Source organism: Devosia crocina, from assembly GCF_900116545.1.
GTDB classification, from domain to species: Bacteria; Pseudomonadota; Alphaproteobacteria; order Rhizobiales; family Devosiaceae; genus Devosia; species Devosia crocina.
Genome location: NZ_FPCK01000001.1, coordinates 1753651 through 1766852, shown reverse-complemented (window position 1 = coordinate 1766852; position 13202 = coordinate 1753651). Strand labels below are relative to the sequence as shown.

The following is a 13202-nucleotide window of genomic DNA, read 5'->3' as shown; positions in this document are numbered from 1 at the left end:
GAACCCCTCATCCGGTCCTTCGGACCACCTTCTCCCCTCAGGGGAGAAGGGAAGGCGTTCTAGATATCCAGATCCGTCACGAACTCAGCATTTTCCTGGATGAACTCGAACCGCGCTTCAGGCTTGGTTCCCATCAGGCGGTCGACGGTGGTCTTGGTTGCCTGATGGTCGTCGAGCACCTTTACCTGCAGAAGAGTGCGGGACTTTGGTGACATGGTGGTTTCGCGCAGGTGGGCGTAAGGCATTTCGCCGAGGCCTTTAAAGCGGGTGATATCCACCTTGCTCTTGCCGTTGAACTCGCTCTTCATCAGCTCGTTCTTGTGCGCGTCGTCGCGGGCATAAAGCGTCTTGCCGCCTTGGCTGATGCGATAGAGCGGCGGCATGGCAAGGTAGAGATGCCCGTTTTCGATCAGTCGCGGCATTTCCTGGAAGAAGAAGGTGATCAGGAGCGAAGCGATGTGGGCGCCGTCGACGTCAGCGTCGGTCATGATGATGATCTTGTCGTAGCGCAGATCATCCTCGGTATATCGGTCGCGTGTGCCGCAGCCGAGGGCCTGGATCATGTCCGCGATCAGCTGGTTCGCTGCCAGCTTGTCTCGGCTGGCGCCGGCCACGTTGAGGATTTTGCCGCGCAAGGGGAGAACGGCCTGGTTCGACCGATTGCGTGCCTGCTTGGCAGAGCCGCCCGCCGAGTCGCCTTCGACAATGAACAGCTCCGCGCCCTGCGCCGCATTCTGGGTGCAGTCGGCGAGCTTGCCCGGCAAGCGCAGCTTGCGCGTGGCGCTGGCCCGGTCGATCTCTTTTTCCTTGCGGCGGCGCAGCCGCTCTTCGGCGCGCTCGACCGCCCAGTCCAGCAATTTGCCGGCTTGCTGAGGCGAGGAGCCAAGCCAATGATCGAACGCATCGCGCAAGGCATTATCGACGATCCGTGTTGCTTCGGTCGAAGCCAGCTTGTCCTTGGTCTGCCCGACGAATTCAGGCTCGCGCACGAAGACCGACAGCATGGCGTTACAGTGGCTGAGCACGTCTTCCGCCGTCAGGATCGCGGCGGCCTTGTTTTTGGTCAGTTCGGCGTAGCCCTTGAGGCCGCGCAGAAGCACGGTCCTGAGGCCCGCTTCGTGCGTGCCGCCATCGGGGGTCGGTACCGTATTGCAATAAGACGAGGTGCCGCCATCCTCAATCGTCCAGGCGATCGCCCACTCGACTGAACCATGGCTGCCCGGACGTCCGGTGCGACCGGCAAAAATCTCGTCGACGATCCGCGTCTCGCCTTCGATCCGCGCCGCCATGAAGTCTCTGAGACCATCTGGATAATGGAACACGGCCTTGGCCGGCACCTCATCGCTCGCCAGGCTCTCGTCGCAGCTCCAGCGCAGTTCAACGCCGCCGAAGAGATAGGCCTTGGCCCGCGTCATGCGGAAAATGCGGCCGGGAGAAAAATGCGCAGTGGCCCCGAAAATTTCTGGATCGGGATGGAAACGCGTCGTCGTACCGCGCCGGTTCTGCACGCGGCCGACAGTTTCGACGTCCTGCACGACCTTGCCGCGCGAAAAGATGATGCGGTGCAGCTGCTGGTCGCGCGCCACTTCGACGATCATGTCGTCCGAAAGCGCATTGACGACGGAGACACCTACACCGTGCAAGCCCCCAGAGGTTTCATAAGCTTTGGAATCGAACTTGCCGCCAGCGTGAAGAACAGTGTGAACGATCTCGAGCGTCGAGCGGCCAGGAAACTTTGGGTGTTTCTCGACCGGGATGCCACGGCCGTTATCCGTAACGGTGAGGTAGCCATCAGCCCCCAGATGCACCTCGATGCGTGTGGCATGCCCAGCGATGGCTTCGTCCATCGAGTTGTCGATCACCTCGGCGAAAAGGTGATGATAGGCATTCGCATCGGTGCCGCCGATATACATGCCCGGCCGGCGTCGCACCGGCTCGAGGCCTTCCAGCACTTCGATGTCTGCTGCACCATAGCTGTCCGGCGTTGCGGAAAGGGCAGGGCGGTTGGATTTCTCCTTGGCGGGCGTGGGCTCCACCGGCCTCGGCTCGGGAGCGCCCCCAAAAAGATCGTCTGGTTGCGACATGCAATGTTCCAGCGGTCAGTTCGAATCAGCTTGGCGAGCTTGTACTATATATGTTCACGTCGACCATGCGCGCCTGCCTCCTTACTTTTCCCCTGAAAGCCGCGCAAATTCACGGAAAATGCGGAGGTATCACCGGTCTGTTGAGGAGCTTTCCCGCACCGATCGGAGTTAATCGGGTGGCATGGTCGAGGAGTGTGAAAATGGTCAAGTGCCTTTCCGTCGCGGCGTTATGTGCGGTATTTGCTCTCGGAGCCGCACCAGCCGGTGCTCAGGGCTTCAACTTCGGTCTCCACTTCGGCGACGAGGCTGACGATCTCGTGCCTCTACTGCCCATGTGCCTGACGGATCGGCAGATTCGCGATGCGATCGCCCGCCGAGGCTATACGGATATTTCGCTCAATGTTCCCGATGACAAGCGTGTCCGGGTGCGGGCCACGCAGGGCGGGGTGGTTTATCTGATCGACTACAACTATTGCGCCGACTACATCCGCGGCCGTCAGGCGCTTCGCCCGGCCGGGTGAACGACGGCAAAGCTCGTTTCAACTTGAGCCGCTGCGTTTACTCCTCGTTTGCTTCTTGAAAGCACTTTCTTAAGTGCGTCCTGATAAACCTAGGGGCATACGGTTTTTGTATGGAGTTGCCGTATGCGAACCCGAAATGGGCCCAGTACTGCGTATCCAGAGTCCCATTTCGGTTCATTCCGTGGCGTTTGGCCAATAGCCGGATTTTTTAGTATTGCGTACCGGCTGGCCAACCTTCGCGCGCCGCGCGTGGCAACGATCCTCGCTGTGGCTTCAGTTTTCTACCTCGCCTGACCCCTTGCGCAGCGCACCGCTCTCGATTACCACTTGAGCGTTAGAGCTCGAACCGGGGAGGGATGCATGACAAGCTATATTCATCATCGCCAACGTGGCCCCGTTTTCGCCCTGTGGCTTGTGCTGCAGGGCTGACCAGCGCGGTTCGGTCGAAAGTTCTCGAAGATCCTTCTGGTTTGCCCGTCCTGGCACTCTCATTGAGTGCTGTTGATGGTTTCGGCGCGCACACTTCGCAGCGCCAGCTCCCGAAAGATCTTTCGTTATGGCCACGATCAGCCTTCGTAATGCCGGCCTGCGTTCCGGCACCATGCTTTTCTCCAATCTGACCTTTTCTCTTGCTGACGGAGACCGTGTCGGTCTCGTCGCGCCCAATGGCCGCGGCAAATCCACTCTGCTTCGTGCCCTCTTGGGCAATGCCGAACTTTCCGAAGGCGAGGTCACCCGCTCGCGGGGCCTGACAGTTGGTTATGTGCCGCAGGATGTGCCCGATGACGTCCTCGCCGTGCCGCTGCGGGACTTCGTCGAAGCCGGCTTGCCTCCCGCCCTTCGGGAGACCGAAGGCTGGCGCGCCGATGTCGCGCTCGACAGCCTCGGTTTCCCGATCGACCTTGTTTCCCGTCCAATGGGAGAACTGAGCGGCGGTTGGCAGCGGTTGGCCTTGATCGCGCGGGGCTGGGTGAACGAGCCGGACCTCCTGCTTCTTGACGAGCCGACCAATCACCTCGATCTCGGCCGTATCATCGAACTGGAAGCTTGGCTGTCTGCGCTGCCGCGTCAGACCATGGTCGTCATGGCCAGTCACGACCGAGAGTTCCTCGATGCGACCACCAACAGAACGCTGTTTCTGCGAGCGGAAACATCCCACCTCTTTCCTCTCGCCTATAGTTCAGCGCGCGTCGCGCTCGATGAAGCGGATCAAGCCGCAGAGCAGCAGCGTCAGCGCGACCTCAAGGAGGTGGTTCAGCTGCGAAAGCAGGCGGCCAAGCTGACCAATATCGGCATCAATTCAGGTTCTGACCTTCTCACCGTCAAATCAAAACAGTTGCGGGACCGGGCCGAGCGTATCGAAAGTCAGGTCGTGGCCGTGCACCGGGAGAAGACGGGAAAGGTCATGCTGGGCAATAGCGGTGCCGATGCGCGGGTCATGCTTGCCTTCGAAAACGTCGTGGTGGACACCCCCGATGGCCTTCCCCTTTTCAGCATCGAAAAATTGCACATCTTTCAAGGCGAGCGCGTCGTGTTGCTCGGTCGCAATGGAGCCGGCAAATCACAGTTCATGCGCATACTGACAGCGGCACTTGCGGGTGATGGTCCTGCCGGCCTGCGTCTCAGTCCGCAGATCGCTGCGGGATATCTCGATCAGGCGCTCGCCTGGCTGCCGCTGAACAAAACTCCGCTGGATTACATAGTCTCCAACTTCGATGAAGGCGACCGCCGCAGCATCGCACTTCTCGCCGGCGCCGGGTTCGATCCGGATCGGCAGGAAAAGCCCATTCGCCTCCTGTCGCTTGGCCAGCGCGCACGGCTTGCCCTATTGGCGCTGCGCCTCCAGAAACCAAATTTTTATCTGCTGGATGAACCCACCAATCACCTCGATATTCCGGGCCAGGAACAGCTCGAGGCGGACATCGCCGAACATGGAGCCACCTGCGTGCTTGTTTCCCACGATCGGCGCTTTGTGCGCGGGGTAGGGACGCGTTTCCTGCAGATCATGGGCAGACGATTGCGCGAGGTCGATGGACCTGACGCCTTTTTCACCGAGATGGCCGAACGGCCTTAGGCGCCCAGCGCAGAGCGGCTCGCCACATGCAGTTGTACGGGGGTGATGACAGCCTTGTCCTTACCCTCGTGCTTGGCGCGATAAAGGGCCTGGTCGGCGCGGCCGAGCATGTCGATCAGGCTTTCACGATGATAGCTGACATGGATGCCCATGCTCAGGGTGACGCGATAGGTGTCGGGCAGGCCGCTGAAACCTACCGAGGTAAGCGCATCGCGCAAGCCATTGGCGATATCCTGCAGTTCCGCCCGGCTCATGTCTCTGTAGTAAAGAGCAAATTCCTCCCCACCGATGCGGGCCGCGAGATATCCGCGGCCTTGTTGGGCCAGCACCTTCGCTACGCCGGCGATCACGGCATCGCCAGCCTTGTGCCCATAGGTGTCATTGACCTTTTTGAAGTTGTCGATGTCGGCAACCATCAGGGCGGGCTGTCGGGTGTCGTTGAGATCCCGCTTCAGGACTTCGCCCGCCGCCGCTTCAAAGCCGCGCCGGTTAAGAAGGTTGGTGAGGAAATCCCGATCGGCCTGGCCTCTCAGGTGGGCAATGATATCGACGGTGATTGCCGTCAGAAACAACACCGCAACACCGAACGACAGAACGGGGGTAAAGGCGCGAATAGATGCCCAATAATCCGACTGCGGGAAACCGCCCGCGGAGGCAACATCTAGCGTGCCCATCAGAAGCAGGATCGGACGGATAATGGACACGACGAAAGCAAGAAAGATTCCCACAACGAAGAGCTTGTCGGCTGTGGTTTGGCTCGGCCGCCGCAGGAGGCGAATGGCGGTGATCGCTGTGACGACTGCAAAGACAGCCCCGAGAATGAATATGCGTGCCGTCAGCGAAGGCTGGACGTAGAGATACCACAGAAACGGCAGAAAACCGGTGACCGCGACAACGACGAGCGGCCACAAGGGGGCGGGCAGATCGGCGCGCTGCAAGGCGCTCGCGCACGCCAGCAGCACGGCCGCGACAAAGAGCAGGTTGGACCACACATTGACGTCACCCGGTCCCGTCAGGATCCGGAAATCGTGCAGCACGAAGGCATAGCCAAGACAGAGAAAAGCCAGCGAGAGCGAGGCGAGGTAGCGATATTGCGGCCACCGATGCCGCATAAAGGCGAATCCCATGGCAAACAGAAGCGCGAAGATGGGATTGACGAGGGCAAACAGAAACCTCTCGTGTTCCATGATCAGCGCTCCACCCCAACCTGCATCCGCGATCAGATTAATCAGAGCCTGACAATGGGGAGTTAATCACGCCTCGAAGTTCAAAAGAAAAAGGGCCACCCAGCGGGCGGCCCTTTCTTCAAACATATTGAAGCACTTAGTGGTGGTGCTCTTCCGGAACTTCGTTTTCGTCAGCCTGGATGAGCTTGGCCAGCTCGTCGCGCGACATCTTCTTTTCGGTCTGCTCGGCAAGGCTGCCGATATAGTCGACGACCTTGTTCTCGAACACCGGAGCGCGGAGGCTGGCGAGAGCTTGTGCGTTCTTGCGGTAGTAGTCGTAGACCTGCTGTTCCTGGCCGGGGAAGCGGCGGATTTCGGCAAGCAGAGCCTGCTGATGTTCGTCGTCGGTCACCTGGACTTCGTTCTGGTTGCCAATTTCAGCGACCACGAGACCGAGGCGCACGCGGCGCTCAGCGATTCGCTTGTACTGTTCCTTGGCTTCTTCCTCGGTCGTGCCTTCGTCTTCGAAGGAACGGCCATGGCCTTCCACTTCGTGCTGCACGCGCTGCCAGATGGTGGCGAACTCGGCATCGACGAGCTGGGCCGGAACATCGAACTTGTGGCCTTCATCGAGTGCGTCAAGGATCTGGCGCTTGACGTGCTGGCGGCTCATGGATTCGAGCGCCTGCTGCATCTGCTCGGTCACGGCCTTACGCAGAGCGGCAACGTCCTCAAGGCCAAGGCGCTTGGCAAAGTCGTCGTCGAGCTCGCCCTGGTTCGGGCCGTCGGCGTGAAGAATGGTGACGTCGAAAGTCGCTTCCTTGCCGGCCAGCTCGGCGCTGTTGTAGTCGGCGGGGAAGGTGACGTTGATCGTCTTGGTCTCGCCCTTCTTCATGCCGACCAGCTGCTCTTCGAAGCCGGGGATGAACTCGCCGGAGCCGACAGTCAGATGCGCATGGTCGGACTTGCCGCCCGGGAATTCTTCGCCATCGATCTTGCCGACGAACGAGAGACCCAGACGGTCGCCATCTTCCACAACGGCGTCATCGCCCTTGTCGGTATAGCCACGGTTCTGCGCGAAGACGCGATTGACTTCGGCGTCAACTTCCTCGTCGGTCACCTCGACTACCGGCTTGGTCAGCTTGAGGCCGTTGAGGTCCATCAGCGTGACGGGCGGCAGCACTTCGTATTCGACTTCGAAAGCGAGGTCGGACTTGCCGTCGAGCACGTCGTTGATGACCGTCTGATCCTGCGGCAGATCAACCTTGGGCTGGGAAGCCGCGCGTTCCTTGCGCTCGTCGAGCGTGTCGGACACGGTCGAGTTGATCGCATCGGTCATGACCTCGGACATGGCCGAACGGCCATAGACCTTCTTGAGATGGCTGGTCGGGACCTTGCCAGGACGGAAGCCCTTGATGTTGGCCTGCCCCTTGAGCTCTTCGAGCTTGGCATCGAGGCGCGAGTTGAGGTCCGCGGCCGGAATGGTGACGCTCAGCTTGCGCTTCAGGCCTTCGTTGAGGGTTTCAGTTACCTGCATTGGGGTTTATCCCGTATTGGTTCATCTCGTTCGGCCGAGGCCGCTATGGTGCGGGTGAGAGGACTCGAACCTCCACGCCTTGCGGCGCTGGAACCTAAATCCAGTGCGTCTACCAATTCCGCCACACCCGCACGGGTCCCCGTCGGCCGGGTTGGCGTTGCATCTATATGAAGTGTTTGGTCCAGTCAAAGCCTAGAAATGGCAATCCGCGTGCTTTGCGGTCGCATTCGTACAAATGGAAGCCGGACAACACCTCGGATCAGCCACTCGGCGTGCAAACTAGCGGTTTGCGACGCGCCGAACCTCCGGCCAGGGACGATCATAGAGAGGCAGGGTGACGGGTGCCGCTTCTTCGACGAACCTGACAGCAGTTGGATCGCCCATGCGGAAGATCTCGACGATATGATCGAGCGAGGTCGCCTGTGCTTCGGTCTGTTCGATGGCCGAATTGGTCTCATGCACGAGCGCAGCGTTCTGCTGTGTCACATCATCCATCTGCTGCACCGAGCGCGCGATCTCGGCAATTGCCTGAGACTGTGTGCGGCTGCCTTGAGCGATGGTCTCCATCATCTGGCTATTCTCGCGCACATCGCTCAGCATGGCCGCGATACGGTCCGCCGCGTCGCCAAGCAGCTTCGATCCGCTCGCCACCTCCGCTGAAGATCGCTCGATCAGCGCCTTGATATCTGCTGAAGCATTGGCAGCGGATTGCGCAAGGCGCCGAACCTCGACAGCAACTACGGCGAACCCCTTGCCGGCATCGCCCGCCCGTGCCGCCTCGACCGACGCGTTGAGCGCGAGAAGATTAGTCTGAAACGCTATGTCGTCGATCATCTCGACTATAGCCGAGATCTGCGTCGATGAGGTGAGGATGCGCTCCATGGCCTCGCGTGCCCGATCCATCACCACGCCGCTGTCGCTTGCCGCGACGGAAACTTCATTGGCTTTGCTGCTGGCCGCTTGGGCGCGATTGGCATTGCCCTGAACGGTCTGAGAGAGCTGATCCATCGCCGAACTGGTCTGCTGAATGGAAAGAGACTGCCGCGTCGTGCGCTCCGACAATTCGCCTGCGCCCGCCAAAATCTCAGATGTAGCCGAGCGCAGGCTGCCGGATGCGCGGCGGAGCTTGTGCACGATGTCGGCGAAGCGATCCACCGTGTGGTTGAGCGCCTTGCGCACCGTATCCATCTCGCCTCGGAAAGGGGTATCGATCCTTGCCTGCAGATCGTTGTCCGCCAGCTTGGCGAGCGCCGCCCCCAGCAGGTTCACTGCCCGCTTCTGCTCTGTTATGTCGGTGGCAAATTTCACGATCTTGAAGACCTTGCCATGCAGGTCGAAGATTGGATTATAGGTTGCCTGTATCCAGACTTCACGACCACCTTTGCCGACGCGCCGATATTCGGCAGCCTGGAATTGTCCCTGCGCCAACCGCTTCCAGAATTCGGCATAGCTTGGATTTTCAGACTCATCCCTGGATACGAAAAGTCTGTGGTGCTTGCCGCGAATTTCGCTCAGCGCATAACCCATTGCGCGGCAGAAATTGTCGTTGGCGGTCAGCACGTGACCATCAGTTGTGAATTCGATCACCGCCTGAGATCGCGATATCGCCTCGATCTGGCCACCGCTATCGGCAGCGGCGAGGCGCGACTGTGTCACGTCAGTGGCGAGTTTCACCACTTTGCACGGCTTGCCGTCCCGGCCGAGCACAGGATTATAAGTGGCCTGGATCCACACATCCCTGCCACCCTTGCCCACTCGGCGATATTCGCCCGCATGGAACTCGCCCCGACCTAAATGCGCCCAAAAAGTCTGGTAACTCGGATGCTTTGCGTCCGCTTCCGAAACGAAGATCCGGTGATGCTTGCCCTGAACTTCGGCGAGGCTGTAGCCCATCGCATCGAGGAATTTCTCGTTGGCCCAGATGATCGTCCCATCCAGCGAAAACTCGATCACGGCCTGGGCGCGGAACAGGGCATCGATCAGCGCCTGGTTGCTTTCCGCATGAGCACGTCGTTTAGATCCGCCAAAACGGTCGAAAACCATATGAACCTCTGAACGCAAGTTGAGCCCATCCTGAGCCAAATTGGTAAGCGCAAACTTGCGATTTAGCGCTCGGTAAAATTTTTTTACTGGCAGACGGGGTTTGTGTGGTGACTTTTTGATCAGCGGTTGAGGCGTAAAGCGCCATTCGCGACTTTGGAGAGGTCAAAAAGCAAGCGGATTGCACAATAAATCATCATTTGATCTTTGCGAGGTTGAAGTGCCTTGCCTGCACACGTCTGCCAAGCTGATGATTTCGTACCGTTTTTGCCTCGTCCGGCACGCTGGCACAGACCGTGCATAGAGGGGTGCCGTAACGGCCAAGCCGGTTAGTGGAGGCACAGTTGAAAAAAATCGAGGCTATCGTAAAGCCCTTCAAGCTCGACGAAGTCAAAGAAGCGCTGCAGGAAGTTGGCCTGCAGGGCATCACCGTGACCGAAGCCAAGGGTTTTGGTCGCCAGAAGGGACACACCGAGCTTTACCGCGGCGCGGAATATGTCGTGGATTTTCTGCCCAAGGTCAAAGTCGAGGTCGTGTGCCCCGATGAACTCGCGGAAAAGGCCATCGAAGCGATCCGCAATGCCGCCCAGACCGGACGCATTGGCGATGGTAAGATCTTCGTCTATTCGATCGAACAAGCCATCCGCATTCGTACCGGGGAATTTGGCGACGACGCGCTCTAAAAGCCCGCGCCACTCCAACAAACCTACAAGAAATTCCGTCTAAGACAGGGGAAGACCTATGACGACCGGAGCAGACATTATCCAGCGCATGAAGGACGAGAACATCAAGTATCTCGACGTGCGCTTCACCGACCTGCGCGGCAAGCTGCAGCACGTCACCATGGACGCTTCGGTCGTCGACGCGGACATGTTTGAAGACGGCGTGATGTTTGACGGCTCTTCGATCGCTGGCTGGAAGGCCATCAACGAGTCCGATATGGTGCTGATGCCCGATCCGAATTCGGCCTATATCGACCCGTTCTTTGCTGCCTCGACCCTCGCCATCAACTGCGACATTCTCGAGCCGGCAACCTACCAGCCGTATAATCGCGACCCCCGCTCGATCGCCAAGAAGGCCGAAGGTCTCGTCAAGTCGTCCGGTATCGGTGACTCCGTCGTGTTCGGTCCCGAGCCGGAATTCTTCATCTTCGACGACGTTCGCTACTCCAACACCACCTACAATGTCGGTTTCTCGCTCGACGCCAGCGAACTGCCGACCAACAACAACACTGAATATGAAGCCGGCAATAACGGCCACCATATCGGCCTCAAGAAGGGCTACTTCCCGGTTCCCCCACTCGACAGCGCCCAGGACATGCGCGGCGAGATGCTCGAAGCCATGGGCTCGATGGGCGTCATCATCGAAAAGCACCACCACGAAGTGGCCTCGGCCCAGCACGAACTCGGCCTCAAGTTCAAGCCGATGATCGCTTCGGCCGATGACGTGCTGATCTACAAGTATGCCGTGCAGCAGGTCGCCAATGCCTATGGCAAGACCGCAACCTTCATGCCGAAGCCAGTTTATGGCGACAATGGCTCGGGCATGCACTGCCACATGTCGATCTGGAAAGACGGCAAGCCGCTTTTCGCCGGCGACCAGTACGCCGGTCTTTCGCAGGAATGCCTCTGGTATATCGGCGGCGTCATCAAGCACGCCAAGGCGATCAACGCCTTCACCAACCCGACAACCAACTCCTACAAGCGTCTGGTACCTGGCTTTGAGGCGCCGGTTCTGCTGGCCTATTCGGCCCGTAACCGCTCCGCCTCCTGCCGCATCCCCTTCGGCCAGTCGCCGAAGTCCAAGCGCGTGGAAGTGCGTTTCCCCGATCCGCTGGCGAACCCCTACCTGGCGTTCACCGCGCTGCTGATGGCCGGCCTCGACGGGATCAAGAACAAGATCCACCCCGGCGATCCGATGGACAAGGACCTCTACGAGCTTCCCAAGGAAGAACTCAAGGAGATCCCGACCGTGTCCGGCTCGCTCCGCGAGGCGCTGGAACAGCTCTCGGCCGATCGCGACTTCCTCAAGGTTGGCGGCGTCATGGACGACGATTTCATCGACAGCTACATCGATCTGAAGATGCAGGAAGTGATCAAGTTCGAGCACACCCCGCACCCGGTCGAATACGAAATGTACTACTCGGCCTGATCGGCAGAGCAAGACCTGGAAAGGGCCCTTCGGGGCCCTTTTGCTTGTCTTTGAGCATGGCTGAAAGCAGGATTGCCTGTTACGTCCCTATGCAAATCTGTTCCCGGCCCGGTAAAACTGTCTGGCAAATCCAAATCAGCGAGCCGAGCCATGCCCAACGCCGATATCCTTCTCACGCCACAAGAAATGGCACAGGCCGATCGTTTGGCCGTGGAATCGGGCGTAAAGTCGTTCCGCTTGATGGAGGCTGCCGGCAAAGCTCTCGCCGAGGCAATCATGGAGCGGTACTATCAGCGCTCTGTGCTGGTGCTCTGCGGCACGGGGAACAATGGTGGTGACGGCTTTGTCGCTGCCCGGCTTCTTCAGCAGCGCGGCTGGCCGGTTCAGGTGCGCATCCTGGGCGATCGCGGCTCGTTGCGCGGAGATGCCCTCGTGGCGGCCGAACAGTGGACCGGGCGAATCGACCCGCCGAGCCAGAAGGATATCGAGGACGCCGATCTTGTCATCGACGCCATCCTTGGCGCAGGCCTTGACCGCGACATCGAAGGCGAAACTGCCGACATTATAGGGCGCGTCAATGCTTCGACTCTGCCGGTGGTCAGCATAGACGTACCGAGCGGCATTGATGGCGCCACGGGCGCGGTGCGCGGTATCGCCATGATCGCCGATATGACGGTCACCTTCTTCCGTCTCAAGCCGGGTCACCTTCTTCTGCCGGGCCGGCAGCATTGCGGCGAGGTGATCCTCGCCGATATCGGTATTCCCGAAGCCGTGCTGGAGCGTATTCAGCCGCGTGCCTGGCAGAACACGCGTCAGCTCTGGACCATGCCCAATGCCATGGCGGACGGCCACAAATATGATCGCGGGCATGTCATCGTCTTGTCGGGCGATGAACTGCAGACGGGCGGCGCACGACTGGCGGCTCACGGCGCTTTCCGGGCCGGGGCCGGTGTTGTTTCCCTTGCAGGCGCAACCGACGCGTTACGGGTTCACGCAGCCCATGTTACGGCCATCATGCTCAAGCCCGTTTCAACTGCCGAAGCTTGGACGGAGCTTCTCGGTGACAAGCGCATCAACAGCGTGGTGATCGGACCTGCCGCCGGCATCGGCGAGCCAACCCGCAACATGATCCTGGCTGCGCTCCATGCAGGCCCCGCTCTGGTTATCGACGCAGATGGGATCACGAGCTTCGCCGATGACAGCCGGGCGCTGTTCGATGCTGTCCAGGCCGATCCGTCCCGCCCCGTTGTGCTGACGCCGCACGAAGGGGAATTCAACCGTCTCTTCGGTGCGGTCCCTGGTGGGAAGCTTGAACGCGCCCGCGCTGCTGCGCAGCATTCCGGCGCCATCGTACTCTACAAGGGCAGCGACACCGTCATCGCTGCGCCTGACGGGCGCGCGGCAATCAATGCCAACGCCCCGAACTGGTTGGGCACCGCAGGCTCTGGCGACGTCCTCGCCGGCATTATAGGTGGCCTGCTAGGTCAGGGCATGGACGGCTTCGAAGCTGCCTGCGCCGGTGCATGGATCCACGCAGAAGCCGCCAATCGCTTCGGCGGGCCTGGCATGATGAGTGAGGACATCCCCCTGCTGCTGCCGGGCGTCCTGGCCGGCCTCTGAAGCGGGCAG

Annotated in this window: 9 protein-coding genes and 1 tRNA gene; 5 read left to right on the top strand and 5 right to left on the bottom strand. The window is 60.0% G+C overall.

The genetic code is table 11. From position 1 onward, the window contains the following. Positions 1–59: 59 nt before the first annotated feature. Positions 60–2084, bottom strand: coding sequence for a DNA topoisomerase IV subunit B (parE, locus tag BM364_RS08505; RefSeq protein WP_092423296.1), 2025 nt, complete (start codon positions 2082–2084; stop codon positions 60–62). Between the two features lie 200 nt (positions 2085–2284). On the opposite strand from parE, the gene BM364_RS08500 reads away from it, so the two are divergent. Both BM364_RS08500 and BM364_RS08495 read left to right on the top strand, forming a co-directional pair. Further along, entirely contained in the window at positions 2285–2605 is a 321-nt protein-coding gene (locus BM364_RS08500) for a hypothetical protein (RefSeq protein ID WP_092423294.1), read from the top strand. Between the two features lie 556 nt (positions 2606–3161). Continuing rightward, positions 3162–4679, top strand: a complete 1518-nt coding sequence (locus BM364_RS08495; protein WP_092423292.1) for an ABC-F family ATP-binding cassette domain-containing protein — start codon at positions 3162–3164, stop codon at positions 4677–4679. Here BM364_RS08495 and BM364_RS08490 read toward each other — a convergent pair. From BM364_RS08490 to BM364_RS08475, 4 genes are all read right to left on the bottom strand, one after another. Further along, entirely contained in the window at positions 4676–5866 is a 1191-nt protein-coding gene (locus BM364_RS08490) for a GGDEF domain-containing protein (RefSeq protein WP_092423290.1), read from the bottom strand. The genes BM364_RS08495 and BM364_RS08490 overlap by 4 nt on opposite strands. A gap of 136 nt (positions 5867–6002) precedes the next feature. Continuing rightward, a complete protein-coding gene (gene tig, locus BM364_RS08485) occupies positions 6003–7382 on the bottom strand; it encodes a trigger factor (RefSeq protein WP_092423288.1) in 1380 nt (459 codons plus the stop codon). Between the two features lie 46 nt (positions 7383–7428). After that, positions 7429–7513 (bottom strand) — tRNA-Leu (locus BM364_RS08480). 148 nt (positions 7514–7661) lie between these two features. After that, complete coding sequence (locus tag BM364_RS08475; protein WP_092423286.1) at positions 7662–9425, bottom strand: methyl-accepting chemotaxis protein; 1764 nt, start codon at positions 9423–9425, stop codon at positions 7662–7664. Positions 9426–9766: 341 nt separating this feature from the next. Here BM364_RS08475 and BM364_RS08470 point away from each other — a divergent pair, with 341 nt between their 5' ends. The 3 genes from BM364_RS08470 (at position 9767) to BM364_RS08460 (ending at position 13193) form a co-directional block, all read left to right on the top strand. Beyond that, on the top strand, positions 9767–10105 hold the full coding sequence (locus tag BM364_RS08470) for a P-II family nitrogen regulator (protein WP_035079039.1): 339 nt from the start codon (positions 9767–9769) through the stop codon (positions 10103–10105). Positions 10106–10163: 58 nt separating this feature from the next. Then, entirely contained in the window at positions 10164–11573 is a 1410-nt protein-coding gene (glnA, locus tag BM364_RS08465) for a type I glutamate--ammonia ligase (RefSeq protein ID WP_092423284.1), read from the top strand. Between the two features lie 150 nt (positions 11574–11723). Further along, positions 11724–13193 (top strand): NAD(P)H-hydrate dehydratase, encoded by a 1470-nt coding sequence (locus tag BM364_RS08460; protein ID WP_092423282.1) that lies wholly within the window; start codon positions 11724–11726, stop codon positions 13191–13193. Positions 13194–13202 lie beyond the last annotated feature (9 nt).

Coding starts and splice junctions, on each gene's coding strand:
- parE (WP_092423296.1), bottom strand. CDS start 2,084: ATGTCGCAACCAGACGATCTTTTTGGGGGCGCTCCCGAGCCGAGGCCG.
- BM364_RS08500 (WP_092423294.1), top strand. CDS start 2,285: ATGGTCAAGTGCCTTTCCGTCGCGGCGTTATGTGCGGTATTTGCTCTC.
- BM364_RS08495 (WP_092423292.1), top strand. CDS start 3,162: ATGGCCACGATCAGCCTTCGTAATGCCGGCCTGCGTTCCGGCACCATG.
- BM364_RS08490 (WP_092423290.1), bottom strand. CDS start 5,866: ATGGAACACGAGAGGTTTCTGTTTGCCCTCGTCAATCCCATCTTCGCG.
- tig (WP_092423288.1), bottom strand. CDS start 7,382: ATGCAGGTAACTGAAACCCTCAACGAAGGCCTGAAGCGCAAGCTGAGC.
- BM364_RS08475 (WP_092423286.1), bottom strand. CDS start 9,425: ATGGTTTTCGACCGTTTTGGCGGATCTAAACGACGTGCTCATGCGGAA.
- glnA (WP_092423284.1), top strand. CDS start 10,164: ATGACGACCGGAGCAGACATTATCCAGCGCATGAAGGACGAGAACATC.
- BM364_RS08460 (WP_092423282.1), top strand. CDS start 11,724: ATGCCCAACGCCGATATCCTTCTCACGCCACAAGAAATGGCACAGGCC.